The following is a 26,544-nucleotide window of genomic DNA, read 5'->3' as shown; positions in this document are numbered from 1 at the left end:
AAAATGAAACGGATGAGCGCCGATGAAGCGGCGGAGATTATCCAGCACGACCAGATGGTGGCGTTCAGCGGATTCACGCCCGCCGGTTCGCCTAAAGCGCTGCCCGCGGCCATCGCTCGCCGCGCTGATGAATTACATCGGGCGCAGAAGCCTTTTCAGATCCGCTTGCTGACCGGCGCCTCCATCAGCGCCGCCGCCGATGATGCGCTATCGGCAGCCGATGCCGTCTCGTGGCGCGCGCCGTATCAGACCGCCTCCGGACTGCGGCAAAAAATCAACCAGGGGCAGGTGAAGTTTGTCGATCTGCACCTGAGCGAAGTGGCGCAAATGGTCAACTATGGGTTCTTTGGCGAGATTGATATCGCGGTGATCGAAGCTTCGGCTATCGCGCCGGACGGACGGGTCTGGCTCACCAGCGGTATCGGCAACGCGCCAACCTGGCTGCTGCGGGCGAAGAAAGTGATCATTGAGCTGAATCACTACCACAGCCCGCGGGTTGCCGAGCTGGCCGATATCGTGATCCCCGGTGCCCCGCCGCGGCGCAACAGCATCGCCATCTTTCATGCGATGGATCGCGTGGGCAGCCGGTACGTGCAAATCGATCCGAAAAAGATTGTCGCTGTGGTGGAGACCGAGCTGCCCGACGCCGGAAACGTTCTGGATAACAATAATCCGGTTTGTCAGAAAATTGCCGATAACGTGGTCACCTTTCTGCTGGAAGAGATGGCTCGCGGACGCATCCCGCCTGAATTTCTGCCGCTGCAAAGCGGCGTGGGCAATATCAACAACGCGGTCATGGCGCGGCTGGGCGAAAATCCGGATATCCCCGCTTTTATGATGTACTCGGAAGTTTTACAGGAGTCGGTGGTTCATCTGCTGGAAACGGGGAAAATCACCGGCGTCAGCGCCTCCAGCCTGACGATATCCGCCGGTTCGTTGCGCAAGATTTACGACAATATGGATTTCTTCGCCAGCCGCATTGTCCTGCGCCCGCAGGAGATCTCCAATCATCCGGAAATTATCCGCCGTCTGGGGGTTATCGCCCTCAACGTGGGGCTGGAGTTTGATATCTACGGTCACGCCAACTCGACGCACGTAGCCGGGGTGAATCTGATGAACGGCATCGGCGGTAGCGGCGATTTTGAACGCAACGCCTGGCTCTCTATCTTTATGGCGCCGTCCATCGCCAAGGAAGGGAAGATCTCCACCATCGTGCCGATGTGCAGCCATGTCGATCACAGCGAGCACAGCGTGAAGGCGATCGTTACCGAGCAGGGTATCGCCGATCTGCGCGGGCTATCGCCGCTGCAGCGCGCCCGCGCCATCATTGATAACTGCGCGCATCCGCTCTACCGGGACTATTTACATCGCTATCTGGAGAGCGCTCCCGGCGGACATATTCACCACGACCTCGCCCACGCCTTCGACCTGCATCGTAATCTGCTTGAGCACGGTTCAATGCTCAGCTAGCCCTCCGCGCCGTCGCGATCTTCAGTAATATGCTGAAGCATCGTGGCGGTATAGCGATGATTTTTCAGCGAATAGAGATACTCCTGCATATACATCGCGCTGCCGGGCGCGTCGAAGTACTTCAGCTTCGCCGGATTCACCAGACGCCAGGCGAAGTAAGGAATAACCGTCAAAAACTGCCCGCGCTCTACGGCGCTAATTTTGGCCATAAAGCTGTAGGGGCGATAGATAATCGTCGGGTTGATCCCGCTGGGGCGCATATACGCGTCCAGCATCGCCTCAAAATTGGCCCGGTTCTGGAAACGCATCTGCAGCCAGGGCAGCTCACGTAACAGATCCTGCGGCGGCTTATCTTCATAACGGCGGGAAACAAGAAACCCCAGACGCAGCGGCGCCAGTTCGCTAATGGTCAAATTTTCCAGCTCCTGCACGCGGGGCGAAACATGCTGCGGCGAGATAATAAAATCCAGCTGGCGATCGAACAGGTTATCAATCACGCCATTCTCGCTGAACTCCACGGCCTGGGTGGTTACGCCATCGTATTTATCGCCCAGGCTGATGAGCTGATCGAAAATAATCGTTGGATAGGTATTGTCGATGCCGATAACGATGTTGCGCGAGCGGTGCGCGGAATAGTGAATTTCGTTATCGATGGCCGATAAGCGCTGATAAATGGGAAACAGTTTCTGATAGAGCTCCTGCCCCGCTTTATTGAGGCTGATGCTGTTATCTTTACGGGTAAAAAGCGTATAGCCGATCTGATCCTCCAGCGCAGCGATGCTTTTGCCGAAGGGAGACGCGGTCATATGAATTTTTTCCGCCGCTCTGGCAATATTATTGGTCTGCGCCAACAGAATGAAATTGCGCATCTTTTTCGAAATAAAGATATCCATGCTCACCTCATCGTAGAACAGGGATATATCCTTACCTTATTCAGGGAAAAGACTTTTGTCGCGCTCTCAATTTTACAGATAGTCACAGAAAAAGCCCGGCGCAAAGGCCGGGCGACAGGATTACTGCGCGGCTTTGGGTTCTTCAGCGGGTTTCGCCGGTTCCGCAGGTGCTGGCGCAGGCTGAGTCGGCTGCAGCTCAAACACCACGTCCACCTGGTCATCAAACTGAATGGTCGCCTGCTCGTAGGTTTCTTGGGCAGAAACCGGCGCCGCATCGGCTTTCATCATCCGCACCATCGGGCTCGGCTGGTAGTTAGAGACATGATAGCGAACGCTGTAGACGGGCCCCAGTTTGCCGTGGAACCCGGTAGCCAGCTCCTGAGCCTGGTGAATGGCATCATCAATCGCCGCTTTACGCGCTTTATCTTTATAAGCGTCCGGCTGCGCCACGCCCAATGAAACCGAACGGATCTCATTCAGACCGGCTTTAAGCGCCCCATCTAACAGACCGTTGAGCTTATCCAGCTGGCGCAGCGTCACTTCAACGCTACGCACCGCGCGGTAGCCCTTAAGAATGCTTTTACCGTTCTGATAGTCGTAATCAGGCTGGGTACGCAGGTTAGCTGAGTTAATGTCTTTCTTCGCAATGCCGCTCTTCTCCAGGAAGGAGAGATACTGGGCCACGCGCTCATCGGCCTGTTTTTTAGCGGATGCCGCGTCTTTCGCGGAGACGTTTACTTCAATCGCCAGCGTAGCGATATCAGGAACCGCAGCGACGCTGGCGGTACCTGAAGTGACGATATGTGGGCCGTTTGGCAACTCATTTGCCTGAACCGCCATTGCGCTAAATCCGAGTGCCGCCGCCAGGGCCATGACTTTTAACTTCACTGTCGTTTCTCCATCTTACATTGGTCGTCTATACGCAGACGCATGCCTGCAAGCTTAGCGCGTACGCGGAGAAAGTCCATCGGACAAGGCTTAGTTAAGCAGCGCCTGCACATGAGCGAAGCCATCCTTCGCCAGCTGGAAGGCAATGACCCACATCACCAAACCGACCAGCACGTTGATAATGCGCTGCGCCTTCGCCGTACGCAGGCGCGGGGCGAGCCAGGCGGCCAGCAGGGCCAGCCCAAAGAACCATAAGAATGAGGCGCTGATGGTACCTAAGGCAAACCAGCGCTTCGGCTCCATCGCCAGCTGCCCGCCAAGGCTGCCGAGAACCACAAACGTATCCAGATACACGTGCGGATTCAGCCAGGTGACCGCCAGCATAGTGACGATAATTTTCCAGCGCCCCTGCTTCATCACTTCCGCGCTGGCCAGCGCCAGATTGCTGCTCAAGGCCGTTTTCAGCGCGCCAAAGCCGTACCACAATAAAAAAGCGACGCCGCCCCAGGTCACCAGCGCCAGCAGCCACGGCGACTGCATCAGCAGCGCGCTGCCGCCAAAAATCCCGGCGCAGATCAGCAGCAGATCGCTGATGGCGCACAGCAGAGCAATCATCAGGTGGTACTGACGACGAATGCCCTGATTCATCACAAAGGCGTTTTGCGGACCGAGCGGCAAAATCATGGCCGCTCCCAGGGCAAGGCCCTGAAAGTAATACGATAACATCGCAAGTGATTTCCACTGAAAGAGTCAATGCCGGGGAATATAGCGCGCGGGAATCATTAGAGGAAATTGAAAATTTTAATCGTTAATAAGAACTACTAATAGGGCGCATAAAAAAGGCCGGACAAACCGGCCTGTATAAAAGAGGAGAATTACTCTGCTTTTTCCTGCGGACGAATGACGTGAACGTCCATCTGCGGATACGGGAAGCCGATGCCGTTGGCGTCAAAGTCGCGCTTAATACGCTCCAGAACGTCCCAGTATACGCTTTGCAGATCGCTGCTCTTACTCCATACGCGCACCACGTAGTTCACCGAAGAAGCGCCAAGTTCATTCAGACGCACGGTCATTTCACGATCTTTGAGGATACGTTCATCCGATTCGATGATATTGGTGAGCAGCTGCTTCACTTTATCGATATCAGCGTCGTAGGCCACGCCGATGATAAACTCGTTGCGGCGCACCGGCTCGCGGGAGAAGTTGATGATATTTCCGGCAATGATTTTACCGTTCGGCACCACCACGATTTTGCCATCCGCGCTGCGCAGGGTCGTGGAGAAAATCTGCACGTTCAGCACGGTTCCCGCTATACCGCCAAGGTCAACGTATTCACCGGCGCGGAACGGGCGGAAGACCACCAGCAGGACGCCAGCGGCAAGGTTAGACAGCGAGCCCTGCAGCGCCAGACCAACGGCTAAGCCCGCGGCGCCGAGCACCGCGATCACCGAGGCGGTTTGCACGCCCACGCGGCCGAGAGCGGCGATCAGGGTAAAAGCAATAACGGCGTAGCGTACCAGCGCTGAGAGAAAATCGGCAACGGTGGCATCAATATGCCGCGCCCGCATCAGGCGATTGACGGTGTTGGAAACAATCCGCGCCACGATCAAACCGACAATAATAATCGCGATAGCCGCGACAATGTTGACGGCATAGCTCAGCAGTAACGCCTGATTGCGCACCAGCCATGAACCGGCGTTATTGATGCTATCGACAACGTTCAAATCTTCCATTCAACTTTCCTTATGGATACCCGGACGGGGAAAAAATAACCAAACCTGATAATTACAAACAGGTTAAGGGTAAACAATAAGAGTGCGTTTTGCCAAATTGATCACATTTATTTAGCAACATTTCATGTTGTTCAGATAATAAAAAAGCCCGCATTTCTGCGGGCTTCCGGGTAAGCAACAAACCTTTCTTACAGAACGTCGATCGCGTTCAGCTCTTTAAATGCCTGCTCCAGACGGGTCACCATGGACGTCTGTGCAGCGCGCAGCCATACGCGCGGATCGTAGTATTTCTTGTTCGGCTGGTCTTCGCCTTTCGGGTTGCCCAGCTGGCCCTGCAGGTAAGCTTCGTTAGTTTTGTAGTACTGCAGGATACCGTCCCAGGTTGCCCATTGGGTATCGGTATCGATGTTCATTTTGATCACGCCGTAGCTTACGGAGTCTTTGATTTCCTGAGCGGAAGAACCGGAACCACCGTGGAATACGAAGTTCAGGCTGTTGTGCGGCAGGTTGTGTTTCTTAGAAACGTATTCCTGAGAGTCGCGCAGGATAGTCGGGGTCAGTACCACGTTGCCCGGCTTGTAAACGCCGTGTACGTTACCGAAGGAAGCGGCGATGGTGAAACGCGGGCTGATTTTGCTCAGCTCGGTGTACGCGTAATCAACGTCTTCCGGCTGGGTGTACAGAGCAGAAGCGTCCATGTGGCTGTTGTCCACGCCGTCTTCTTCGCCGCCGGTGCAGCCCAGTTCGATTTCCAGAGTCATGTCCATTTTGGCCATACGCGCCAGGTACTTAGAACAGATCTCGATGTTTTCGTGCAGGGACTCTTCAGACAGGTCGATCATGTGAGAAGAGAACAGCGGTTTGCCGGTTGCGGCGAAGTGTTTTTCACCCGCGTCGAGCAGACCGTCGATCCACGGCAGCAGTTTCTTAGCGCAGTGGTCAGTGTGCAGGATAACCGGAACACCGTAGTGCTCAGCCATCTGATGCACGTGATGCGCGCCAGAGATAGCGCCCAGGATGGCTGCGCCCTGAGGAACGTCAGTTTTCACGCCTTTGCCCGCGATGAACGCAGCGCCGCCGTTAGAGAACTGAACGATAACCGGAGAACGAACTTTTGCAGCTGCTTCCAGAACGGCGTTGATGGAATCAGTACCCACGCAGTTTACCGCTGGCAGAGCAAAGTTGTTTTCTTTAGCTACCTGGAACACTTTCTGAACGTCGTCGCCAGTGATGACGCCCGGTTTTACGAAATCAAAAATTTTAGACATGTTACGTAGTCCTGTATCTGTATCTTCGACCGTTGAAGAAGGTTCGCGAGCTTTTACGCGCGCTGAAAAACAGGCGGGTCTCCCCGCCTGAACTGAATTACTGCTTAGCGCGCTCTTCGAGCATGGCTACTGCCGGCAGAACTTTACCTTCCACGAATTCGAGGAATGCGCCGCCGCCGGTGGAGATGTAGGAGATTTTGTCAGCAATACCGAACAGGTCGATTGCTGCCAGGGTGTCGCCGCCGCCTGCGATGGAGAACGCTTCGCTGTCTGCGATGGCGTTAGCCACGATTTCAGTACCTTTGCGGAAGTTCGGGAATTCGAACACGCCGACCGGGCCGTTCCACAGGATGGTTTTCGCGTTTTTCAGGATTTCAGCCAGTTTCTCTGCGGAAGCATCGCCCAGGTCCAGAATCTGCTCTTCATCTTTGATGTCGTTAACAGATTTCAGGGTAGCGGTTGCGGTTTCAGAGAACTCGGTTGCCACGCGAACGTCAGTCGGAACCGGGATATCGCAGGTAGTCAGCAGGCGTTTCGCTTCGTCAACCAGATCGGCTTCGTACAGGGACTTACCGACGTTGTGGCCCTGAGCGGCAACGAAGGTGTTGGCGATGCCGCCGCCGACGATCAGCTGGTCAGCGATTTTAGACAGGGAGTCCAGAACGGTCAGTTTGGTAGAAACTTTAGAACCACCCACGATAGCGACCATCGGACGAGCCGGTTCTTTCAGCGCTTTACCCAGGGCGTCCAGCTCAGCGGCCAGCAGCGGGCCTGCGCAAGCGACGTCAGCGAATTTGCCGATACCGTGAGTAGAAGCCTGCGCGCGGTGAGCGGTACCGAACGCGTCCATGACGAATACATCGCACAGCGCAGCGTATTTTTTCGACAGCGCTTCGTCGTCTTTCTTCTCGCCTTTGTTAAAGCGAACGTTTTCCAGAACCACCAGCTCACCGGCAGCGACTTCAACGCCGTCCAGGTAATCTTTAACCAGACGTACCGGGTTAGACAGTTTGTCTTTCAGATAGTTAACAACCGGCAGCAGAGAGAATTCTTCGTTGTACTCGCCTTCGGTAGGACGACCCAAGTGGGAAGTGACCATCACTTTCGCACCCTGTTTCAGGGCCAGTTCGATGGTCGGCAGAGAAGCACGGATACGCGCGTCGCTGGTTACTTTCCCTTCTTTAACCGGTACGTTCAGATCCGCACGGATAAAAACGCGTTTACCAGCCAGATCCAGATCGGTCATCTTAATTACAGACATGGTGAATCCTCTCGTTGATTCTTGATAAAGTTTTGCAGGCGCCTGAGCGCCTTACCTGAAACCTTGTGCGGCCATCGCTAACGTGGTGTCGAGCATCCGGTTAGCAAAGCCCCATTCGTTATCGCACCAGACCAGCGTTTTGATCAAATGCGCGCCACTTACCCGCGTTTGTGTGCCATCGACAATGGCGCTATGGGGATCGTGGTTGAAATCTATCGAGACTAACGGCAATTCCGTATAGTCAACTATACCATGAAATGCACCCAGTGCTGCTTTTTGCAGCAACTGGTTGACTTCACTTGCTTTTACCGGTTTTTTCACCGTTACGCTAAGGTCGATCGCCGTCACATTAATCGTCGGTACACGAACCGCGATCGCTTCAAAGCGATCGTTAAACTGAGGGAAAAAACGCGTGATCCCCGCAGCAAGCTTAGTATCAACCGGGATGATTGATTGGCTGGCCGCTCGCGTCCTGCGTAAATCCGGATGCCAGGAATCAATGACCTGCTGATCGTTCATTGATGAGTGGATCGTGGTTACCGTTCCTGACTCTATGCCGTAGGCATCATCTAACAGCTTAATGACCGGAATAATGCAGTTGGTGGTGCAGGAGGCGTTGGAGACGATACGGTGCTCGGTTCTGAGCTCAGCATGGTTTACGCCAAAAACGATCGTCGCGTCGAGGTCGTTGCCGCCAGGGTGTGAAAAAAGCACTTTTCTGGCGCCGGCTTGAAGATGGGCTTCGCCATGCTCGCGGCTGCCGTAAACGCCGGTACAGTCAAGCACCACATCAACCGCCAGTTCCCGCCAGGGCAACGCCTCAAGGGAAGATTCATGCAGAAGACGAATGGCATCGTCGCCAACAAACAGCTGCTCTCTCTCCTGACGTACATCCCAGGCAAAGCGCCCATGGCTGGTGTCATATTTCAATAAATGCGCGATGCCGGCAGCATCCGCCAGTTCATTGATTGCCACCACGGTAATTTCCGCACGACGCCCGGATTCATACAAAGCACGAACCACGTTACGCCCGATGCGACCGAAGCCATTAATCGCAATGCGTATGGTCATAGGTCTCCTGCAAGGCTATCCATGATATGAGGTGGCTGACAGAGTAATGCAGCAACGCTCTAAGGGAAACCTTACCTGTCGCAAACTGCGACTGATTGATTAATTGTCGAACATTTAGACGACTGAAACGCTTCAGCTAGAATAAGCCAAACAAGGAATAAAAGGAATGATTGTCCAGCCGGAGAAACCATTTATCTGACTTACATCACACTTTTACCCTCTCTGCCGCGGAATTTATTCCCTATTCCACAATGACGAATAAGCGTAGCAAAATCTTTTCGTTGCCGGGCGGCAAACACTGATTTATATCAGAAACTATACCGTACAGCGGCGATATGATGACCGTTACGTCCGAGTCTCGGAGTCCCTCGAAAAAATGACAATCCCCCACTTGCAGCCCTCTGCGGCTCGTTACTATGCGCTTCGCTTACTTCCGGGCGATGAAGTTTTTTCACGCCTGCGCGCCTTCATACAAGAGCAACAGATTCAGGCCGCCTGGATAGCCGGCTGTACCGGCAGCTTAAGCGATGCGGCATTACGTTTTGCCGGCCAGGATGAGACCACTTTATTGACCGGAACCTATGAGGTTATCTCCCTGAACGGCACGCTGGAATGGCAAGGTGAACATCTCCATTTAGCGATATCCGATCCGCAAGGCGCCATGCTCGGCGGCCATATGATGCCCGGCTGTACCGTCCGCACCACCCTTGAGCTGGTGATAGGCGAACTGACCTCCCTGGCGTTTAGCCGTCAGCCGTGCGCGGTTTCCGGCTATGACGAACTGGTCATTTCATCCCGATAACTTTTCCCCTTAAAGAGGTTTCTATGGTTCGTCGCCAATTTACCAGCCAGTCCCTGGTGCTGATTGCGATCGCCGTCGCCATCAATATGATCGGCGGACAGCTCATCAGTCTGTTAAAGCTTCCCATCTTTCTCGATTCGATCGGCACCTTAATCAGCGCGGTTTTACTCGGCCCGGTCATTGGCATGTTGACCGGGTTACTGACCAACCTCCTGTGGGGGCTGCTGACCGATCCGATTGCCGCCGCCTTTGCGCCGGTGGCGATGGTGATTGGTCTGGTCGCCGGATGGCTGGCGCGCGCGGGATGGTTCCGCACCTTACCGAAGGTGGTCATTAGCGGCGTTGTCATTACCCTCGCCGTGACCGCGGTCGCCGTACCGCTGCGTACGGCGCTGTTCGGCGGCGTGACGGGCAGCGGCGCGGATCTGTTCGTCGCCTGGATCCATTCGGCAGGTCAGAATCTGCTGGAATCGGTGGCGATTACCGTCTTAGGCGCTAATCTGGTGGATAAAATCCTTACCGCGATTATCGTCTGGATCCTGCTGCGCCAGCTGCCGCTGCGCACGCTGCGTCAGTTTCCTGCGATGTCTGCCGTACGCTAATGCACCCTTTTACGTCATTAACCCTCTGGGCGCTGGCGGCGGCGACTACGCTGCTGCTGCCCGCAGAGACGGCGCTGCCGGTTTATAGCGCAGCGGCGTTTCTCAGCTTGCTGCTGTTCAGGGCGACGCGGCGGCGGGCAAAATACGTTGCCTGGCTCCTCTTCTCGCTGGGCATTGGCCTGTGGCTGGTGCACGGCGGCTGGTTTACCCAGTGGCTGAGCGGCCAACCCCGCGACCCGCAGCGCTGGGCCAGCGCCATCACGCTGTGGCTGAAAATTCTGGCGATTGTTTCAACGTCACAGCTGTGGATGGAGTACGTACCGGTACAGCGCTTTATTCGCGCCCTGTTTGCTTCACGCCTGCCGCCGGGCGTCGCTTATCTGTTCGCTGGCCCGCTGCTGGTTGTCGAACAGCTAAAGCGCCAGCTGACGATTATCCACGAAGCCCAACGCGCCCGCGGCGTACCGCTGGACGAGAACGGCTATCAGCGGCTGCGCGCTATGCCTGCGCTCATTATCCCTCTGACCCACAACGCGCTTAACGATCTGGCGATACGCGGAGCGGCTCTGGATATGCGGGCATTTCGTTTACATCGTCGGCGCACCACGCTTTGGGCGCCGAAAGACAGCGCCTTACAACGTCTGGCGCGTTACGGCATGCTGCTGGCGATGGTCGCTGAAGCTGGAGCCTGGCTATGGTTACGTTAGAACAATTCCGCTATCACCCGACCCAGGCGGTGCGATCTGCGGCATGCTTTGATTTTCATTATTCGCAGCCCGGCATTGTGGCGATTTTTGGCGATAGCGGCAGCGGGAAAAGCACTCTGGCGCAGATTATGGCGGGCTGGTATCCGGATTTTCTGCCCGGCGATATCGAAGGTAAAGGCACCCTGCTTGGTATCCCCATCGGGCAGCAATCGCTGGTCGAACGGGCGCAGACCATCCAGCTGGTCCAGCAATCACCCTATCTCCAGCTTTCCGGCTGTACCTTCAGCGTCGAAGAAGAGGTCGCTTTTGGCCCTGAAAATCTCTGCCTCAGCGAAGAGGAGATTATGCGCCGTATTGACGAAGCGCTGACGCTGACGGCGTGCCAGGCGTTACGACATCGCCACCCCTCCACCCTATCCGGGGGAGAAACCCAGCGCGTGGCGATCGCCTGCGCGCTGGCTATGCGGCCAACGCTACTGATCCTTGACGAAGCCTTTAGCCGCCTGACGGCGCAGGCAAGCGCTATGCTTCTGGAGCGCCTGGGGCACTGGGCGCTGGCGCAGCGTTCATTGATTATCCTTTTTGAACGCCCCCCTTCGCCTTTTCTTGCCTGGTGTCAGCAGGGATGGCGACTGCACGATGGAGCGCTTTCCCCGCTATGCTAACATTGAATCAGGTGACCTGGCGCTGGCCCGGCGCGACGGCTGACTGTTTGCAAAATATCTCGCTGGCGCTCGGCCAGGGGGAATGGCTGGCGCTCACCGGCGATAACGGCGCGGGGAAATCCACCCTGCTGCGGGTGATGGCCGGACTGCTACCCGCCACGTCCGGTAGCGTCAATTTGCTGGATAAGCCGATTGCGCAATACAAAAATCGTCAACGCGCCAATATCATCGGCGTGCTGTTTCAGGAGGCCGAAAACCAGCTCTTCCACAGCAAAGTCGCGGAAGAGGTCGCCTTTGGGCTGCGGCTCCAGAAATTGCCTTCTGCGGAGGTTGCGCAACGCACCGCGGCGGCGCTGAAATTATGCCGGCTGGAGAGCGTAGCCGACGCGCATCCGCTGGATTTACATACCGCCCAACGCAGGATGGTCGCCGTCGCCTCTCTGGAAGCCATGGCGCCAGAAATACTGCTGCTTGACGAACCCAGCCGCGATTTTGACCAGCACTGGCTGGCAATATTTGAAGCGTGGCTGGCGGTTTGCCGCAAAAGAGGGACCAGCGTAGTGGCCATCAGCCACGATGAGGCGTTTACACGGCGGCACTTTTCCCGCCGGGTGCTTCTGGAAAAAGGCAGAGTGCTGAGGATGGTCTGAAAAAGAAACGGGCCGCCAGAGCGACCCGTTTTTTACGGTGGCAGCCAGAGTTTTTACCCGGAGGCGGTGCTGCGCACCTTCCCGGGCTACCCGACCGCGCTGGCCCGTAGCCCGGAGGCGGTAAAAGAACTACAGCAGCGCTTTCGCTTTCGCGACCACGTTATCCACGGTGAAGCCAAACTCTTCAAACAGCTGCTCCGCCGGCGCAGACTCACCGAAGGTGGTCATGCCAACGATCGCGCCGTTCAGGCCCACGTATTTGAACCAGTAGTCGGCGATACCCGCTTCGATGGCCACGCGCGCAGAGACGGCTTTCGGCAGCACGGCTTCACGGTAAGCGGCATCCTGCTTGTCGAACGCGTCGGTGGACGGCATGGAAACCACGCGCGCCTTCACGCCTTCGGCAGTCAGTTTTTCGTAAGCGGCAACCGCCAGCTCCACTTCAGAACCGGTGGCGATGAAGATCAGCTCCGGCTGTCCCGCGCAGTCTTTCAGCACGTAGCCGCCGCGGGCGACGTTCGCCAGCTGCTCTTCGGTACGCTCCTGCTGCGCCAGGTTCTGACGGGAGAGGATCAGCGCGGTCGGGCCGTCCTGACGCTCTACGCCGTATTTCCACGCGATGGCGGATTCCACCTGGTCGCACGGACGCCATGTGGACATGTTCGGCGTGACGCGCAGGGAAGCCACCTGCTCAACCGGCTGGTGCGTCGGGCCGTCTTCGCCCAGACCGATGGAGTCGTGGGTGTAGACCATCACCTGACGCTGTTTCATCAGCGCCGCCATACGTACCGCGTTACGCGCGTACTCGACGAACATCAGGAAGGTGGAGGTGTACGGCAGGAAACCACCGTGCAGGGCGATGCCGTTGGCAATCGCGGTCATACCGAATTCACGCACGCCGTAGTGGATATAGTTACCGGCAGTGTCTTCGTTGATGGCCTTAGAGCCGGACCACAGGGTCAGGTTACTTGGCGCCAGGTCAGCAGAGCCGCCGAGGAACTCAGGCAGCAGCGGGCCGAAAGCTTCAATGGCGTTCTGGGATGCTTTACGGCTGGCGATTTTCGCCGGGTTAGCCTGCAGCTTCGCGATGAATTCGTTCGCTTTCGCGTCGAAATCAGCCGGCATCTCGCCTTTCATACGGCGGGTAAACTCGGCAGCTTCCTGCGGGAAGGCTTTGGCGTAGGCGGCGAATTTCTCGTTCCACGCGGACTCTTTCGCCTGGCCTGCTTCTTTGGCATCCCACTGGGCATAGATTTCAGACGGGATTTCAAACGCCGGGTGTTTCCAGCCGAGCGCTTCGCGGGTCAGCGCGATTTCCGCGTCGCCCAGCGGCGCGCCGTGGGAGTCGTGGGTACCGGCTTTGTTCGGCGAACCGAAACCGATGATGGTTTTGCACATCAGCAGGGACGGTTTGTCGGTGACCGCACGCGCTTCTTCTACCGCGCGTTTAATCGAGTCAGCATCGTGACCGTCAACGCCGCGCACCACGTGCCAGCCGTAGGCTTCAAAACGCTTCGCGGTGTCATCGGTGAACCAGCCTTCCACGTGACCGTCGATAGAGATGCCGTTGTCGTCATAGAACGCCACCAGCTTGCCCAGTTTCAGGGTACCGGCCAGGGAGCATACCTCGTGAGAGATACCTTCCATCATGCAGCCGTCGCCCATGAACGCGTAGGTGAAGTGGTCAACAATGTCGTGGCCCGGGCGGTTGAACTGCGCCGCCAGAGTTTTCTCCGCGATGGCCATACCAACCGCATTCGCAATACCCTGCCCCAGCGGACCGGTGGTGGTTTCCACGCCCGCGGTGTAGCCGACTTCCGGGTGACCCGGGGTTTTAGAGTGCAGCTGACGGAAGTTCTTCAGCTCTTCAATCGGCAGATCATAACCGGTGAGGTGCAGCAGGCTGTAAATCAGCATGGAACCGTGGCCGTTGGACAGGACAAAACGGTCGCGGTCGGCCCAGGACGGGTTCTGCGGGTTATGATTCAGGAAATCACGCCACAGGACTTCGGCAATGTCAGCCATACCCATCGGGGCACCCGGGTGACCGGATTTGGCTTTCTGTACTGCGTCCATGCTCAGCGCACGAATAGCGTTAGCAAGCTCTTTACGTGAGGACATTTTGACTCCAGATCGGATAATGAAGGCCATGCCCGCAACGACTTGACGACAGCGCGTTTTGGGCTACGCCGGAAAAAAGTGTGAACAATGTAACCTAAGCGGCAAAGCATGTACATGGAGCATCCTTTTGCCGTTTAAGAAATCTCTGGAACACGTTGTGCTACGGCGTAATCCTCTCGCCCGCATTCTCATATAGTATTTATAATTTGCACAGGATACGGCAGGCAGCCATCGCCGTTTTTTCGGATAAATAACCATAAGATTGTGGAAGATAAAAAAATGAAAATTCGCTCAGCTCTTCTTGCCCTTGGGATCGCAGCCACGCTTACCGGATGCCAGAACATGGATTCCAACGGCCTGCTTAGCTCCGGCGCAGAGGCTTTCCAGGCTTATTCGCTTAGCGACGAGCAGGTGAAAACCTTAAGCGACAAAGCCTGTCAGGAGATGGATGCGAAAGCGACTATCGCGCCTGCCAGCAGTGAATACAGCAAACGCCTGAGTAAAATCGCCGCCGCGCTGGGGGACAACATCAACGGCCAGCCGGTGAACTACAAGGTGTATCAAACTAAAGACGTTAACGCCTTCGCCATGGCTAACGGCTGCATCCGCGTTTACAGCGGACTGATGGATTTGATGAATGATAATGAAGTCGAAGCGGTTATCGGCCACGAAATGGGTCACGTCGCGCTGGGCCACGTGAAGAAAGGGATGCAGGTAGCGCTGGGCACCAACGCGGTACGCGCGGCGGCGGCCTCCGCGGGCGGCATCGTCGGCAGCCTGTCGCAGTCGCAGCTGGGCGATCTGGGCGAGAAGCTGGTGAACTCGCAGTTCTCCCAGCGTCAGGAATCGGAAGCGGACGACTACTCGTACGATCTGCTGCGCAAGCGCGGCATTAATCCGGCAGGACTTGCCACCAGCTTCGAGAAACTGGCGAAGCTGGAAGCCGGACGCCAAAGCTCCATGTTTGATGACCACCCGGCATCGGAAGCCCGCGCTCAGCATATCCGCGATCGCATGAAGGCCGACGGGATTAAGTAAGCCCCGGCTCCCCAAGTGGCATAACAAACAGAATTGGGGGAGCTTATCGGTATGCCGGGTAGCGGCTCACACCTTACCCGGCAACACAATCTGCACTTATTCTTAGGCCGGTGCAAGCACTGCGCCTCCAGGTCGTTCGAGGAAAACGCACGCTGTGAGCGACCTAATTACTCGCCTTTTTTCGCCGCCTGAATGTAGAGCATTTCCAGCGCCAGCGTCGCCGCCGCCAGGGCGGTGATTTCGGACTGGTCGTAGGCCGGCGCGACTTCCACCACGTCCATGCCGACGATGTTCAGATCCTTCAGGCCGCGCACCAGCTTGATCGCCCGATCGGAAGTCAGCCCGCCGATCACCGGCGTACCGGTACCCGGGGCAAACGCCGGATCCAGGCAGTCGATATCAAAGGTCAGGTACACCGGCATATCGCCGACGATCTGTTTCACCTGAGCGATCACGTCGTCAACGCTGCGATCGTTGACCTGGCCCGCATCCAGCACCGTGAAGCCGTTGTCTTTATCAAACTCGGTACGGATACCGATCTGCACCGAATGATGCGGATCGATCAGGCCTTCGTTCGGCGCGGTGTAGAACATGGTGCCGTGGTCAAATTCGCAGCCATTGGCGTAGGTATCGGTATGGGCGTCGAAATGCACCAGCGCCATTTTGCCAAAGTGCTTCGCATGAGCGCGCAGCAGCGGCAGCGTCACAAAGTGGTCGCCGCCAAAAGAGAGCATGCGTTTCCCTGCCGCCAGCAGTTTTTCCGCATGGGCCTGCAGCTTTTCACTCATTTCACGCGCGTCGCCGAAGGCGTAAACCAGATCGCCGCAGTCCACGACGTTCAGGCGCTCGCGCATGTCAAAATTCCACGGGAAGCGATTGTGCTCCCACGCAAGGTTCGTCGACACCTGGCGGATCGCCGCCGGGCCATGACGGCCGCCCGCGCGTCCGGAGGTCGCCATATCAAACGGTACGCCGGTGATGACCCAGTCCGCATCGCTGTCGTACGGCATGAAATTCATCGGTAGACGCAGAAAACCAAATGCGTTGGATACCAGGGAGTTATCGTATTGATGACCTAAGGTGCTCATGGGTATGACCTCTTTTACAGTCGTTGTATTGAAATACAAATATAAAAAAACCCTTCCGCGTCGTTAGGCCCGACGAGGAAGGGTTTGAATGAGTTTACTGCTTAGTTGGCCGAATTATCGCCGTAAATGTCTACGCGTTCAAGTGAGTCTGGCAAGTGGCGAACCAGGCCTCTCTCTCCCTCTTTCCTCTCCGCTACGGAGAGGGCATAGATCACTCGTCTTCCAGATAAGTGTAGCCGTATAAACCGGCCTCGAACTCTTCAAGGAACTGCTGCTGCAGGTCAGCGTCGAGATCGGTCTTTTTCACCTGATCGCGGAACTGGGTCAACAGCGTGTTCGGATCGAGCTGCACGTACTGCAGCATATCCGCGACGGTATCCCCTTCATCAGACAGCTCCACTTCGACGCTGCCGTCAGGGAAGACAAACACGTCGACGGCTTCCGTATCGCCGAACAGGTTGTGCATATTGCCGAGGATCTCCTGGTAGGCGCCTACCATAAAGAAGCCCAGCATCGGCGGGTTCTCCGGATCGTATTCCGGCATCGGCATGGTGGTCGCAATACCGTCGCCATCCACATAGTGGTCAATCGCGCCGTCGGAGTCGCAGGTGATATCCAGCAGCACCGCGCGGCGTTCCGGCACCATATTCAGCCCTTCCAGCGGCATCACCGGGAATAGCTGATCGATACCCCAGGCGTCCGGCATCGACTGGAACAGGGAGAAGTTGACGTAGATCTTATCCGCCATACGCTCCTGCAGTTCGTCGATAATTGGGCGATGCGCGCGGTTGCTGGGATCGAGCTGTTTCTGCACTTCATGGCACATATTGAGATACAGCTGCTCGGCCCAGGCGCGCTCCTGAAGATTAAAGGTGCCGGAGGAGTAGCCGATATGAATATCGTGCAGATCCATCTGGCTGTCGTGCAGCCATTCGCGCAGCGAGCGGCGATTGCCGGTTTCCTGCATCTCCTGCCAGGTTTCCCACATGCTTTGCAGCGGACGCGCGGCGTCTTCCGCGGGCGGGGTCGCCTCGGTATATTCGTTACGCTCAACGCCGATAATATTCGATACCAGCACGGTGTGGTGCGCCGTGACCGCGCGGCCGGATTCGGTGATCACCGTCGGGTGCGGCAGGCCGTTCTCTTCACAGGCATCGCCAATCGCCCAGATGATGTTGTTGGCGTATTCGTTCAGGCCATAGTTCACCGAGCAGTCGGACTGCGAACGGGTCCCTTCATAGTCGACGCCGAGACCGCCGCCAACGTCGAAGCACTGAATATTCACGCCCAGCTTGTGCAGCTCAACGTAGAAACGCGACGATTCACGCACGCCGGTGGCGATATCGCGAATATTGGCCATCTGCGAGCCAAGGTGGAAGTGCAGCAGCTGCAGGCTGTCCAGATGCCCGGCTGAGCGCAGAATTTCAACCAGCTGCAGAACCTGGGTCGCCGCGAGGCCAAATTTGGATTTTTCGCCGCCGGAGGACTGCCACTTACCGGAGCCCTGCGAAGCCAGACGCGCGCGCACGCCGAGACGCGGCACCACGTTCAGCCGCTCGGCCTCTTCCAGCACGATGGCGATTTCGGACATTTTCTCGATGACCAGATAGACCTTGTGGCCCATCTTTTCGCCCACCAGCGCCAGGCGGATATATTCACGGTCTTTATAACCGTTACAGACAATCACGCTGCGGGTCATACCGGCGTGCGCCAGTACCGCCATCAGCTCGGCCTTGGAGCCAGCTTCCAGGCCCAGCGGCTCGCCGGAGTGGATCAGCGATTCAATCACGCGGCGATGCTGGTTAACCTTGATCGGATAAACCAGAAAGTAGTCACCGTTATAGCCATAAGATTCGCGCGCGCGTTTAAAGGCGGCGTTAATCGAACGCAGGCGGTGCTGCAAAATCTGCGGGAAGCAGAACAGCGCAGGCAGGCGCTGCCCCTGAGCTTCACGCGCTTTCACCAGCTCGGCAAGGTCAACGCGCGCTTCCGGGACGTCAGGATCCGGGCAGACGCTAATATGGCCCAGTTCGTTAACGTCGTAGTAGTTATTACCCCACCAGGCAATATTGTAAGTACGTAGCATCTTGCTGGCTTCCTGGGAGCTCATCGCAACCTCCTGCATGGAACGTAGTACACCGTGATCGCCTGCTGACGAAGGCGAAGATAAAGACATGTCGTCAGACATAGCGAACCTCAAATTTTAGTAACAAGTGTAAAACAGTTGACTACTATCGCAATCCGAAGAAGCGATAACAACCCATAAACAGTCCGAAATCCCAGTAGATAGTGCTGGTCTTGCGGCTGAGCGACCGGTTTCTTATTCATATCATCGTAAAACACGTACCCGAACGGAGTATGACAGTCCGGAGAAACCACGAGAAAACCCTTGCTATCGCAAGAGCGCCCTTGTTCAGTTTTCCAGCAGCCTGCCGGCCCGGGAATCCTGAGAAGCGCCGAGATGGGTAGAACATCGGCTGGTTTGCATGAGAGAGATGCGGATTGAGGAGTAGTGACGCGCGACGGAACGACGCGACGAATCAGGCGAAAAACGTGGGTTCATTATCTGGTATCACCTCCACACTGCCCCGAGTCGGGCCAGCGACAAGCCAAAGCTATAGGTTCCGGACAGACAGCGAAAACGCCGCTGCGGGACTCTGTCAATAGAGACTGCTTAACCCGGCTGGAAGTGGCGTCACGAGGTGAGTGCTCGTGCGCTGTTTTAATGAGCCGCGCGCGGCGTTTTATACCGAGAAGCGGGGTAAAAAGCAAAATAAAAATATGCGCGTTGCCGGGTATTGTCAGGAAAAATTGCCACTGCCCTTTTTCTATAAATGCGACGAATATCAAAAAAGGCTGGAAATGGGGTCAAGAACTGCCCTAAAATAGCCGTCCAGAAGTTAATCCATCTATACTGATTAACACTCAGACTGCTCGTGTCACTACCTGCAAGCTTTGGTAGAGTCATCCGTCAAAGCCATTCTACACAACAGTATGAGCTACCCGAATCGTCCACAGGTGAAATAAAACATGGCAAAACACCTCTTTACGTCAGAGTCCGTATCAGAAGGGCATCCCGACAAAATTGCTGACCAAATCTCCGACGCCGTGCTGGATGCGATCCTCGAACAGGATCCGAAAGCGCGCGTAGCATGTGAAACCTACGTCAAAACCGGTATGGTTCTGGTCGGTGGCGAAATCACCACCAGCGCATGGGTTGATATCGAAGAGATCACCCGCAACACGGTCCGCGAAATTGGCTACGTGCATTCCGATATGGGCTTTGACGCCAACTCCTGCGCGGTGCTGAGCGCCATCGGTAAACAGTCTCCGGACATCAACCAGGGCGTTGACCGTGCCGATCCGCTGGAACAGGGCGCGGGCGACCAGGGCCTGATGTTTGGCTACGCCACTAACGAAACAGACGTGCTGATGCCGGCGCCGATCACCTATGCGCACCGTCTGGTGCAGCGTCAGGCTGAAGTGCGTAAAAACGGCACCCTGCCGTGGCTGCGCCCGGATGCGAAAAGCCAGGTCACCTTCCAGTACGACGACGGCAAAGTTGTTGGTATTGATGCGGTCGTTCTCTCCACACAGCACGCCGAAAGCATCGATCAGAAATCGCTGCAGGAAGCGGTGATGGAAGAGATCATCAAACCGGTTCTGCCGACCGAGTGGCTGAACAGCGCAACCAAATTCTTTATCAACCCAACCGGCCGTTTTGTTATCGGCGGCCCCATGGGCGACTGCGGCCTGACCGGGCGTAAAATCATCGTTGATACCTACGGCGGCATGGCTCGTCACGGCGGCGGCGCGTTCTCCGGTAAAGATCCGTCTAAAGTGGACCGTTCTGCGGCCTACGCGGCGCGCTATGTGGCGAAAAACATCGTTGCCGCCGGCCTGGCCGATCGTTGCGAAATCCAGGTTTCCTACGCCATCGGCGTGGCGGAGCCAACTTCAATCATGGTTGAAACCTTCGGTACCGAAAAAGTGCCTTCTGAGCAGCTGACCCTGCTGGTGCGCGAGTTCTTTGACCTGCGTCCGTATGGCCTGATTCAGATGCTGGATCTGCTGCACCCGATCTACAAAGAGACGGCGGCATACGGCCACTTTGGCCGCGAGCATTTCCCGTGGGAAAAAACCGACAAAGCGGCCCAGCTGCGCGAAGCGTCCGGTCTGAAATAAGACGCCGCTCTCCCCGCTTTCAAGGCCAGCCTCGCGCTGGCCTTTTTATTTTACGCCCCTCAGCCGCCCGGCATACCGCCTGCAACATGCCTATTATGGAAGCGATTACATCATATGCAGAGCAAACCTTTTCCGTTATTGCATGCAAAATGTAATAAGACCTCACTTTGTTACACAATATTTCAGTAAAGTCCGATTAGCGCTTTTAATTTCTTGAGCTAAACTTAATTAATATACTGATTTAAATGTGTTTATAGTCATTACGTTTCTTTACTCTAGTGTAACCGATTACACAGCCGTGATTACTATCACATTTTTTTACGACGTATTTACCTACCCTACGCATCGACAAGATCAATAACTCAACCGGAGGGCGTTATGCCTGACAACAAAAAACAAGGGCGTTCCAACAAGACGATGACGTTCTTTGTCTGTTTCCTCGCCGCACTGGCTGGCCTGCTGTTCGGCCTTGATATCGGTGTTATTGCGGGTGCCTTACCCTTTATTGCCAACGAGTTCCAGATAAGCGCCCACACTCAGGAGTGGGTAGTCAGCTCTATGATGTTCGGCGCCGCCGTCGGCGCGGTGGGCAGCGGCTGGCTCTCCTTCAAACTCGGGCGTAAAAAAAGCCTGATGATTGGCGCCATCCTGTTCGTTGCCGGCTCGCTGTTCTCCGCCGCCGCACCGAACGTGGAAGTGCTGCTGCTCTCCCGCGTGCTGCTCGGCCTTGCCGTGGGCGTCGCCTCCTACACCGCCCCGCTGTATCTGTCTGAAATCGCCCCGGAAAAAATCCGCGGCAGCATGATTTCGATGTATCAGCTGATGATTACCATTGGTATTCTCGGCGCCTATCTTTCCGATACGGCATTCAGCTACAGCGGCGCCTGGCGCTGGATGCTCGGAGTGATTATTATCCCGGCGGTGCTGTTGCTGATTGGCGTGGTTTTCCTGCCTGACAGCCCGCGCTGGTTTGCCGCTAAGCGCCGCTTTGTCGACGCCGAACGCGTCCTGCTGCGCCTGCGCGACACCAGCGCTGAAGCGAAACGCGAGCTGGATGAGATCCGCGAAAGCCTGAAGGTAAAACAGTCCGGCTGGTCGCTGTTTAAAGAAAACAGCAACTTCCGCCGTGCGGTATTCCTCGGCGTCCTGCTGCAGGTGATGCAACAGTTCACCGGTATGAACGTCATCATGTACTACGCGCCGAAGATTTTTGAACTGGCGGGCTATACCAACACCACCGAACAGATGTGGGGAACCGTCATCGTGGGGCTGACCAACGTTCTGGCGACCTTTATCGCCATCGGACTGGTTGACCGCTGGGGCCGTAAGCCGACGCTGATCCTCGGCTTTATCGTTATGGCGCTCGGCATGGGCGTACTGGGCAGCATGATGCATATCGGCATTCACTCCGCCACGGCGCAGTACTTTGCCGTCCTGATGCTGCTGATGTTTATCGTTGGCTTTGCGATGAGCGCCGGCCCGCTGATTTGGGTGCTGTGCTCCGAAATCCAGCCGCTGAAAGGGCGTGATTTCGGTATCACCTGCTCAACGGCCACCAACTGGATTGCCAACATGATCGTCGGCGCGACCTTCCTGACCATGCTGAACTCGCTGGGCAGCGCCAACACCTTCTGGGTCTATGGCGGCCTGAACATCCTGTTCATCTTCCTGACCCTGTGGCTGATCCCGGAAACCAAAAACGTTTCGCTGGAACATATCGAACGTAACCTGATGAAAGGCCGTAAGCTGCGCGAAATCGGCGCGCGCGACTAGACTAACCCGCTTCCTCCCTCCCGGGAGGAAGCTTCTTCTTGCTCTCCTCATCCCGCCGCACTATCCTCTGGCGCTATGAAAACACCCCGAATTCCCATTGCCCTCCAACAGGCCGTTATGCGCAGCCTGCGGGAAAATCTTGCCAAAGCGAACCTCAAGCTGGGACGACATTACCCTGAACCGGTGCTGGTTTATCAGCAGCGGGGAACCTCCGCCGGTACCGCCTGGCTGGAGAAAAATGAAATCCGCCTTAACCCGGTGCTGCTGCTGGAAAACCAGCAGGCGTTTATTGATGAAGTCGTGCCGCACGAGCTGGCCCACCTGCTGGTGTGGAAGCACTTTGGCCGCGTGGCGCCGCACGGCAAAGAGTGGAAATGGATGATGGAAAGCGTGCTGGGCGTTCCGGCTCTGCGCACCCATCGTTTCGAACTCGATTCAGTGCGTAAAAATACCTTCCCCTACCGCTGCCAGTGCCAGCAGCACCAGCTTACCGTCCGCCGCCATAATCGCGTGATGCGCGGGGAGGCCACCTATCGCTGCGTGCGCTGCGGAGATGTTCTGGTGGCGGAAAAGTAATCTCCGGAAATAACTGGAAATTTTCTGATCTGACTGATTGCGTCTGGCAATCACATTCGATACGTTGCGGGCTCGTTTTGACACGGAGTTAACGATGTCCCGTATTCATATTTTTGCTGCCGCGTTTCTCAGCGCGGCGGTATGCGCCCCGCTTGCAGCGGAAGGAATCAACAGTTTTTCTCAGGCCAAGACCGCTGGGGTCAAGGTCAATGCCGACGCCCCCGGCGATTTCTACTGCGGCTGTAAAATCAACTGGCAGGGAAAAAAGGGGGTTATCGACCTGGAATCTTGTGGCTATAAAGTGCGTAAAAATGAAAATCGCGCCAGCCGGGTCGAGTGGGAGCATGTGGTTCCCGCGTGGCAGTTTGGCCATCAGCGTCAGTGCTGGCAGGACGGCGGGCGCAAAAACTGCGCTAAAGATCCGGAATACCGCAAGATGGAAAGCGACATGCATAACCTGCAGCCGGCGGTCGGCGAGGTCAACGGCGACCGCGCCAACTTTATGTACAGCCAGTGGAACGGCGGCGAAGGCCAGTACGGCCAGTGCGCGATGAAGGTTGATTTTAAAGATAAAGTTGCCGAGCCGCCGGCTCGTGCCCGGGGCGCTATCGCCAGAACCTACTTCTATATGCGCGACCGCTACCAGCTCAATCTTTCCCGCCAGCAAACCCAGCTGTTTACCGCCTGGGATAAGCTGTACCCGGTAACAACCTGGGAGTGCGAACGCGACGCGCGTATTGCAAAAGTTCAGGGCAACCATAATCCTTACGTCCTGCAGGCTTGCCAGGCGCAAAAGAGCTAACCTACACTAGCGGCAATTGTTAATTTGCAGCTTCACTCCTTCCCCTGCCATGGGGGAGGAGAATATCTGCGCAAAGAACGGAATATCAAGCATGCGCATTCCTCGCATCCATCACCCGGAACCGATTACCACGGGTAGCCAGATAGCCCTTTCCGACGACGCGGCCAACCACGTCGGTCGCGTTTTACGCATGGGTAAAGGCCAGACAATTGAGCTTTTTGACGGCAGCAATCAGGTCTTCGAGGCGGTCATTGTCGAGGCAGGTAAGAAAAACATTCTGGTTGACGTTCAGAGCAGCAAAATGGATAACCGTGAATCCCCGCTGCATATCCATTTAGGCCAGGTGATGTCCCGCGGCGAAAAAATGGAATTCACCATCCAGAAATCGATCGAACTTGGCGTAAGCCTCATAACGCCACTGTTTTCCGAGCGCTGTGGCGTTAAACTGGACGCCGAACGTTTGCAGAAGAAGATCCAGCAGTGGCAAAAAATCGCCATTGCCGCCTGCGAGCAAAGCGGCCGCAACGTGGTGCCGGAGATCCGCCCCGCCATGCAGCTTGAAGCCTGGTGCGCGGAGCAGGACGAGGGCCTGAAGCTTAATTTGCACCCTCGCGCCAGCGCCAGCATTAATACGCTGCCGCTGCCGGTCGAACGTATCCGGCTGCTGATTGGCCCGGAAGGCGGGCTTTCGGCAGAAGAGATAGCGATGACCGCTCGCTACCGGTTTACTGATATCCTGTTGGGACCGCGCGTTCTGCGTACAGAGACAACTGCGCTCACTGCCATTACCGCCCTGCAGGTGCGTTTTGGCGACTTAGGTTGAAGCGTTAACGGAGAAGAACAATGATTAAGCTCGGCATCGTGATGGACCCCATCGCAACCATCAACATCAAGAAAGACACCAGCTTCGCCATGTTGCTGGAGGCGCAGCGTCGCGGCTATGAACTCCATTATATGGAGATGAACGATCTGTACTTAATCAACGGCGAAGCCCGCGCCCGTACGCGTAAGCTGAGCGTCGAGCAGAACTACGATAAATGGTACGCGTTCAACGGCGAACAGGATCTGCCTCTGGCGGACCTTGACGTCATTCTGATGCGTAAAGATCCGCCGTTCGATACCGAGTTTATCTACGCGACCTACATCCTCGAACGCGCCGAAGAGCAAGGCACGCTGATCGTCAATAAGCCGCAGAGCCTGCGCGACTGTAACGAAAAGCTGTTTACCGCCTGGTTCTCCGAGCTGACTCCGGAAACGCTGGTCACCCGTAATAAAGCCCAGTTGAAAGCCTTCTGGGAAAAACATGGCGATGTCATTCTCAAACCGCTGGACGGTATGGGCGGCACCTCCATTTTCCGCGTTAAAGAGGGTGACCCCAACCTCGGCGTGATTACCGAGACGCTAACCGAGCTGGGCAGCCGCTACTGCATGGCGCAGAACTATCTGCCGGCCATTAAAGATGGCGATAAGCGCGTGCTGGTGGTTGACGGCGAGCCGGTTCCTTACTGCCTGGCCCGTATCCCGCAGGGCGGCGAAACCCGCGGTAACCTTGCGGCCGGTGGTCGTGGCGAAGCGCGCCCGCTGACCGAAAGCGACTGGGCTATCGCCCGCCGCGTGGGCCCGACGCTGAAGGCCAAAGGCTTAATCTTCGTCGGTCTGGATATCATTGGCGATCGCCTGACGGAGATTAACGTCACCAGCCCCACCTGCGTACGTGAAATCGAAGCCGCCTTCCCGATTTCCATTACCGGGATGCTGATGGATGCCATCGAGAAGCGCCTCAATAAATAAAGCGCTTATTCAGGCTACAGGCCAGCGCCTGTAGCCTGGAGCCAGCTCAGGAGATTCACGCTCAGGTTCATACCGACAACGCGCCTTGAGCCTGCAAGATAAAGTGAATCGACACTCCCTTGCTTTACCCGCATACTGGGTGCTGCTTTTTTGAACCAGGAACAGAACCTCTGACAATGAATTTACAGCATCACTTTCTAATTGCCATGCCTGCTCTCCAGGACCCGATGTTCCGTCGCTCCGTAGTCTATATCTGCGAGTATAACGATGACGGTGCCATGGGCATCATCATCAATAAGCCGATGGAAAATCTGCAGGTTGAAGGGATCCTGGAGAAGTTAAAAATCACGCCTGAACCGCGCAATCCCGAGATTCGCCTGGATAAACCGGTGATGGTTGGCGGCCCGCTGGCCGAGGATCGGGGTTTTATACTGCATTCGCCGCCTTCCGACTTTTCTTCCAGCATTCGTATTTCCGATAACACGGTGATCACCACCTCCCGCGACGTGCTCGAAACGCTGGGTACGGATAAACAGCCGGACAACGTGCTGGTTGCGCTGGGCTATGCCTCCTGGGAGAAAGGCCAGCTGGAGCAAGAGATTCTGGATAACGCCTGGCTCACCGCGCCGGCCGATCGGAATATTTTGTTCAGCACGCCGATAGCTGACCGCTGGCGCGATGCTGCGAAGCTCATTGGCATCGATATCGTGACGATGCCAGCCGAAGCGGGGCATGCGTAATGAGCGGCACTTTTTTAGGCTTTGATTTTGGCACCAAAAGCATTGGCGTCGCCGTAGGGCAGCGCATCACAGGCACTGCCCGCCCCCTTCCCGCGTTGAAAGCGCAGGACGGTAAGCCTGACTGGAATATTATCGAAAAGCTGCTGAAAGAGTGGCAGCCCGAAGCCGTGATTGTCGGCCTGCCGCTGAATATGGACGGTACGGAACAGCCCCTCACCGCGCGCGCACGCAACTTCGCGAATAAAATCCACGGCCGCTTCGGCGTGCAAATAACCCTGCATGATGAACGTCTGAGCACGGTTGAAGCCAGAGCCGGGCTATTCGAACACGGTGGATTCCGGGCGCTCAATAAAGGCAGCGTGGATTCCGCTTCTGCAGTCATTATTCTGGAAAGCTACTTCGAGCAAAGTTTCTGAACAT

At 56.2% G+C, this 26,544-nt stretch carries 27 protein-coding genes; 15 read left to right on the top strand and 12 right to left on the bottom strand.

Translation table 11 applies throughout. The features are described 5' to 3' along the window. Positions 1 to 3 precede the first annotated feature (3 nt). Positions 4 to 1,470 (top strand): acetyl-CoA hydrolase/transferase family protein, encoded by a 1,467-nt coding sequence (locus tag JLG71_RS04030; RefSeq protein ID WP_200913983.1) that lies wholly within the window; start codon positions 4 to 6, stop codon positions 1,468 to 1,470. Here the strand turns inward: JLG71_RS04030 and srsR are convergent. From srsR to epd, 7 genes are all read right to left on the bottom strand, one after another. Then, the gene (gene srsR / locus JLG71_RS04025) at positions 1,467 to 2,363 is read right to left on the bottom strand and encodes a LysR family transcriptional regulator SrsR (protein WP_014226814.1); all 897 of its coding nucleotides are present in this window, start codon (positions 2,361 to 2,363) and stop codon (positions 1,467 to 1,469) included. The genes JLG71_RS04030 and srsR overlap by 4 nt on opposite strands. Positions 2,364 to 2,483: 120 nt before the next feature. Beyond that, positions 2,484 to 3,251 (bottom strand): oxidative stress defense protein, encoded by a 768-nt coding sequence (locus JLG71_RS04020; RefSeq protein WP_025105958.1) that lies wholly within the window; start codon positions 3,249 to 3,251, stop codon positions 2,484 to 2,486. A 90-nt stretch (positions 3,252 to 3,341) separates the two neighbouring features. Further along, complete coding sequence (argO, locus tag JLG71_RS04015) at positions 3,342 to 3,977, bottom strand: arginine exporter ArgO (RefSeq protein ID WP_032693817.1); 636 nt, start codon at positions 3,975 to 3,977, stop codon at positions 3,342 to 3,344. Between the two features lie 149 nt (positions 3,978 to 4,126). Then, positions 4,127 to 4,984, bottom strand: a complete 858-nt coding sequence (locus JLG71_RS04010; protein WP_014839522.1) for a small-conductance mechanosensitive channel MscS — start codon at positions 4,982 to 4,984, stop codon at positions 4,127 to 4,129. 188 nt (positions 4,985 to 5,172) lie between these two features. Next, positions 5,173 to 6,252, bottom strand: coding sequence for a class II fructose-bisphosphate aldolase (fbaA, locus tag JLG71_RS04005; protein ID WP_009654956.1), 1,080 nt, complete (start codon positions 6,250 to 6,252; stop codon positions 5,173 to 5,175). Positions 6,253 to 6,349: 97 nt separating this feature from the next. Next, the gene (gene pgk, locus JLG71_RS04000) at positions 6,350 to 7,513 is read right to left on the bottom strand and encodes a phosphoglycerate kinase (protein WP_004125049.1); all 1,164 of its coding nucleotides are present in this window, start codon (positions 7,511 to 7,513) and stop codon (positions 6,350 to 6,352) included. Between the two features lie 51 nt (positions 7,514 to 7,564). Continuing rightward, a complete protein-coding gene (gene epd / locus JLG71_RS03995) occupies positions 7,565 to 8,584 on the bottom strand; it encodes an erythrose-4-phosphate dehydrogenase (protein WP_014226819.1) in 1,020 nt (339 codons plus the stop codon). A 376-nt stretch (positions 8,585 to 8,960) separates the two neighbouring features. Here epd and JLG71_RS03990 point away from each other — a divergent pair, with 376 nt between their 5' ends. From JLG71_RS03990 to JLG71_RS03970, 5 genes are read left to right on the top strand one after another with little or no spacing between them, the layout of a single operon-like run. Continuing rightward, positions 8,961 to 9,386 (top strand): PPC domain-containing DNA-binding protein, encoded by a 426-nt coding sequence (locus tag JLG71_RS03990; RefSeq protein WP_048260411.1) that lies wholly within the window; start codon positions 8,961 to 8,963, stop codon positions 9,384 to 9,386. Positions 9,387 to 9,409: 23 nt separating this feature from the next. Then, positions 9,410 to 9,988: an ECF transporter S component gene (locus tag JLG71_RS03985; protein ID WP_025105949.1), complete on the top strand. Its 579-nt coding sequence runs from the start codon at positions 9,410 to 9,412 to the stop codon at positions 9,986 to 9,988. Further along, positions 9,988 to 10,695, top strand: a complete 708-nt coding sequence (locus tag JLG71_RS03980; protein ID WP_200913982.1) for an energy-coupling factor transporter transmembrane component T — start codon at positions 9,988 to 9,990, stop codon at positions 10,693 to 10,695. The genes JLG71_RS03985 and JLG71_RS03980 overlap by 1 nt, the downstream gene beginning before the upstream one ends. Then, on the top strand, positions 10,683 to 11,360 hold the full coding sequence (locus tag JLG71_RS03975; protein WP_200913981.1) for an ABC transporter ATP-binding protein: 678 nt from the start codon (positions 10,683 to 10,685) through the stop codon (positions 11,358 to 11,360). Before JLG71_RS03980 ends, JLG71_RS03975 begins: the two co-directional genes overlap by 13 nt. Further along, a complete protein-coding gene (locus tag JLG71_RS03970; RefSeq protein ID WP_014226824.1) occupies positions 11,354 to 12,010 on the top strand; it encodes an ABC transporter ATP-binding protein in 657 nt (218 codons plus the stop codon). The genes JLG71_RS03975 and JLG71_RS03970 overlap by 7 nt, the downstream gene beginning before the upstream one ends. A 129-nt stretch (positions 12,011 to 12,139) precedes the next feature. On the opposite strand, the gene tkt is transcribed toward JLG71_RS03970, so the two are convergent. Then, positions 12,140 to 14,131 (bottom strand): transketolase, encoded by a 1,992-nt coding sequence (gene tkt / locus JLG71_RS03965; RefSeq protein ID WP_004854129.1) that lies wholly within the window; start codon positions 14,129 to 14,131, stop codon positions 12,140 to 12,142. A 279-nt stretch (positions 14,132 to 14,410) separates the two neighbouring features. Between tkt and loiP the strand changes: the two genes are divergently transcribed. Beyond that, positions 14,411 to 15,169 carry a metalloprotease LoiP gene (gene loiP / locus JLG71_RS03960; protein ID WP_032692845.1) on the top strand — a complete coding sequence of 253 codons (759 nt, stop codon included), beginning with the start codon at positions 14,411 to 14,413 and terminating at the stop codon, positions 15,167 to 15,169. A gap of 167 nt (positions 15,170 to 15,336) precedes the next feature. On the opposite strand, the gene speB is transcribed toward loiP, so the two are convergent. From speB to JLG71_RS03940, 4 genes are all read right to left on the bottom strand, one after another. After that, a complete protein-coding gene (speB, locus tag JLG71_RS03955; RefSeq protein WP_004105690.1) occupies positions 15,337 to 16,257 on the bottom strand; it encodes an agmatinase in 921 nt (306 codons plus the stop codon). A gap of 211 nt (positions 16,258 to 16,468) precedes the next feature. Further along, the gene (gene speA / locus JLG71_RS03950) at positions 16,469 to 18,445 is read right to left on the bottom strand and encodes a biosynthetic arginine decarboxylase (protein ID WP_004854144.1); all 1,977 of its coding nucleotides are present in this window, start codon (positions 18,443 to 18,445) and stop codon (positions 16,469 to 16,471) included. A gap of 8 nt (positions 18,446 to 18,453) precedes the next feature. Next, the gene (yqgB, locus tag JLG71_RS03945; protein WP_075210876.1) at positions 18,454 to 18,585 is read right to left on the bottom strand and encodes an acid stress response protein YqgB; all 132 of its coding nucleotides are present in this window, start codon (positions 18,583 to 18,585) and stop codon (positions 18,454 to 18,456) included. Between the two features lie 85 nt (positions 18,586 to 18,670). Further along, on the bottom strand, positions 18,671 to 18,820 hold the full coding sequence (locus tag JLG71_RS03940) for a hypothetical protein (protein WP_155774231.1): 150 nt from the start codon (positions 18,818 to 18,820) through the stop codon (positions 18,671 to 18,673). Positions 18,821 to 19,287: 467 nt separating this feature from the next. On the opposite strand from JLG71_RS03940, the gene metK reads away from it, so the two are divergent. From metK to ruvX, 8 genes are all read left to right on the top strand, one after another. Beyond that, positions 19,288 to 20,442: a methionine adenosyltransferase gene (gene metK / locus JLG71_RS03930; protein ID WP_014226830.1), complete on the top strand. Its 1,155-nt coding sequence runs from the start codon at positions 19,288 to 19,290 to the stop codon at positions 20,440 to 20,442. 378 nt (positions 20,443 to 20,820) lie between these two features. Continuing rightward, complete coding sequence (locus JLG71_RS03925; protein WP_004854145.1) at positions 20,821 to 22,215, top strand: sugar porter family MFS transporter; 1,395 nt, start codon at positions 20,821 to 20,823, stop codon at positions 22,213 to 22,215. Between the two features lie 75 nt (positions 22,216 to 22,290). Beyond that, positions 22,291 to 22,791 (top strand): SprT family zinc-dependent metalloprotease, encoded by a 501-nt coding sequence (locus JLG71_RS03920; RefSeq protein WP_024274713.1) that lies wholly within the window; start codon positions 22,291 to 22,293, stop codon positions 22,789 to 22,791. Between the two features lie 94 nt (positions 22,792 to 22,885). Further along, positions 22,886 to 23,593 carry a deoxyribonuclease I gene (gene endA / locus JLG71_RS03915; RefSeq protein WP_014226832.1) on the top strand — a complete coding sequence of 236 codons (708 nt, stop codon included), beginning with the start codon at positions 22,886 to 22,888 and terminating at the stop codon, positions 23,591 to 23,593. Between the two features lie 91 nt (positions 23,594 to 23,684). Then, positions 23,685 to 24,416: a 16S rRNA (uracil(1498)-N(3))-methyltransferase gene (gene rsmE, locus JLG71_RS03910; RefSeq protein ID WP_049084511.1), complete on the top strand. Its 732-nt coding sequence runs from the start codon at positions 23,685 to 23,687 to the stop codon at positions 24,414 to 24,416. Between the two features lie 20 nt (positions 24,417 to 24,436). Next, a complete protein-coding gene (gshB, locus tag JLG71_RS03905) occupies positions 24,437 to 25,384 on the top strand; it encodes a glutathione synthase (protein ID WP_014226834.1) in 948 nt (315 codons plus the stop codon). 176 nt (positions 25,385 to 25,560) lie between these two features. Beyond that, positions 25,561 to 26,124, top strand: a complete 564-nt coding sequence (locus JLG71_RS03900; protein ID WP_014226835.1) for a YqgE/AlgH family protein — start codon at positions 25,561 to 25,563, stop codon at positions 26,122 to 26,124. After that, positions 26,124 to 26,540 (top strand): Holliday junction resolvase RuvX, encoded by a 417-nt coding sequence (gene ruvX / locus JLG71_RS03895; protein WP_014226836.1) that lies wholly within the window; start codon positions 26,124 to 26,126, stop codon positions 26,538 to 26,540. The genes JLG71_RS03900 and ruvX overlap by 1 nt, the downstream gene beginning before the upstream one ends. Positions 26,541 to 26,544 lie beyond the last annotated feature (4 nt).

Origin of the sequence: Klebsiella michiganensis, from assembly GCF_015139575.1 — a bacterium.
GTDB classification, from domain to species: Bacteria; Pseudomonadota; Gammaproteobacteria; order Enterobacterales; family Enterobacteriaceae; genus Klebsiella; species Klebsiella michiganensis.
The sequence above is the reverse complement of the archived record's forward strand: the minus strand, read 5'-3'. Positions and strand labels throughout refer to the sequence as shown.

Coding starts and splice junctions, on each gene's coding strand:
- JLG71_RS03925 (WP_004854145.1), top strand. CDS start 20,821: ATGCCTGACAACAAAAAACAAGGGCGTTCCAACAAGACGATGACGTTC.
- JLG71_RS03990 (WP_048260411.1), top strand. CDS start 8,961: ATGACAATCCCCCACTTGCAGCCCTCTGCGGCTCGTTACTATGCGCTT.
- JLG71_RS03920 (WP_024274713.1), top strand. CDS start 22,291: ATGAAAACACCCCGAATTCCCATTGCCCTCCAACAGGCCGTTATGCGC.
- metK (WP_014226830.1), top strand. CDS start 19,288: ATGGCAAAACACCTCTTTACGTCAGAGTCCGTATCAGAAGGGCATCCC.
- endA (WP_014226832.1), top strand. CDS start 22,886: ATGTCCCGTATTCATATTTTTGCTGCCGCGTTTCTCAGCGCGGCGGTA.
- tkt (WP_004854129.1), bottom strand. CDS start 14,131: ATGTCCTCACGTAAAGAGCTTGCTAACGCTATTCGTGCGCTGAGCATG.
- JLG71_RS03985 (WP_025105949.1), top strand. CDS start 9,410: ATGGTTCGTCGCCAATTTACCAGCCAGTCCCTGGTGCTGATTGCGATC.
- speA (WP_004854144.1), bottom strand. CDS start 18,445: ATGTCTGACGACATGTCTTTATCTTCGCCTTCGTCAGCAGGCGATCAC.
- JLG71_RS03940 (WP_155774231.1), bottom strand. CDS start 18,820: ATGAACCCACGTTTTTCGCCTGATTCGTCGCGTCGTTCCGTCGCGCGT.
- rsmE (WP_049084511.1), top strand. CDS start 23,685: ATGCGCATTCCTCGCATCCATCACCCGGAACCGATTACCACGGGTAGC.
- JLG71_RS03975 (WP_200913981.1), top strand. CDS start 10,683: ATGGTTACGTTAGAACAATTCCGCTATCACCCGACCCAGGCGGTGCGA.
- yqgB (WP_075210876.1), bottom strand. CDS start 18,585: ATGAATAAGAAACCGGTCGCTCAGCCGCAAGACCAGCACTATCTACTG.
- pgk (WP_004125049.1), bottom strand. CDS start 7,513: ATGTCTGTAATTAAGATGACCGATCTGGATCTGGCTGGTAAACGCGTT.
- JLG71_RS03980 (WP_200913982.1), top strand. CDS start 9,988: ATGCACCCTTTTACGTCATTAACCCTCTGGGCGCTGGCGGCGGCGACT.
- JLG71_RS03900 (WP_014226835.1), top strand. CDS start 25,561: ATGAATTTACAGCATCACTTTCTAATTGCCATGCCTGCTCTCCAGGAC.
- JLG71_RS04030 (WP_200913983.1), top strand. CDS start 4: ATGAAACGGATGAGCGCCGATGAAGCGGCGGAGATTATCCAGCACGAC.
- ruvX (WP_014226836.1), top strand. CDS start 26,124: ATGAGCGGCACTTTTTTAGGCTTTGATTTTGGCACCAAAAGCATTGGC.
- loiP (WP_032692845.1), top strand. CDS start 14,411: ATGAAAATTCGCTCAGCTCTTCTTGCCCTTGGGATCGCAGCCACGCTT.
- epd (WP_014226819.1), bottom strand. CDS start 8,584: ATGACCATACGCATTGCGATTAATGGCTTCGGTCGCATCGGGCGTAAC.
- JLG71_RS04010 (WP_014839522.1), bottom strand. CDS start 4,984: ATGGAAGATTTGAACGTTGTCGATAGCATCAATAACGCCGGTTCATGG.
- srsR (WP_014226814.1), bottom strand. CDS start 2,363: ATGGATATCTTTATTTCGAAAAAGATGCGCAATTTCATTCTGTTGGCG.
- JLG71_RS03970 (WP_014226824.1), top strand. CDS start 11,354: ATGCTAACATTGAATCAGGTGACCTGGCGCTGGCCCGGCGCGACGGCT.
- argO (WP_032693817.1), bottom strand. CDS start 3,977: ATGTTATCGTATTACTTTCAGGGCCTTGCCCTGGGAGCGGCCATGATT.
- gshB (WP_014226834.1), top strand. CDS start 24,437: ATGATTAAGCTCGGCATCGTGATGGACCCCATCGCAACCATCAACATC.
- fbaA (WP_009654956.1), bottom strand. CDS start 6,252: ATGTCTAAAATTTTTGATTTCGTAAAACCGGGCGTCATCACTGGCGAC.
- speB (WP_004105690.1), bottom strand. CDS start 16,257: ATGAGCACCTTAGGTCATCAATACGATAACTCCCTGGTATCCAACGCA.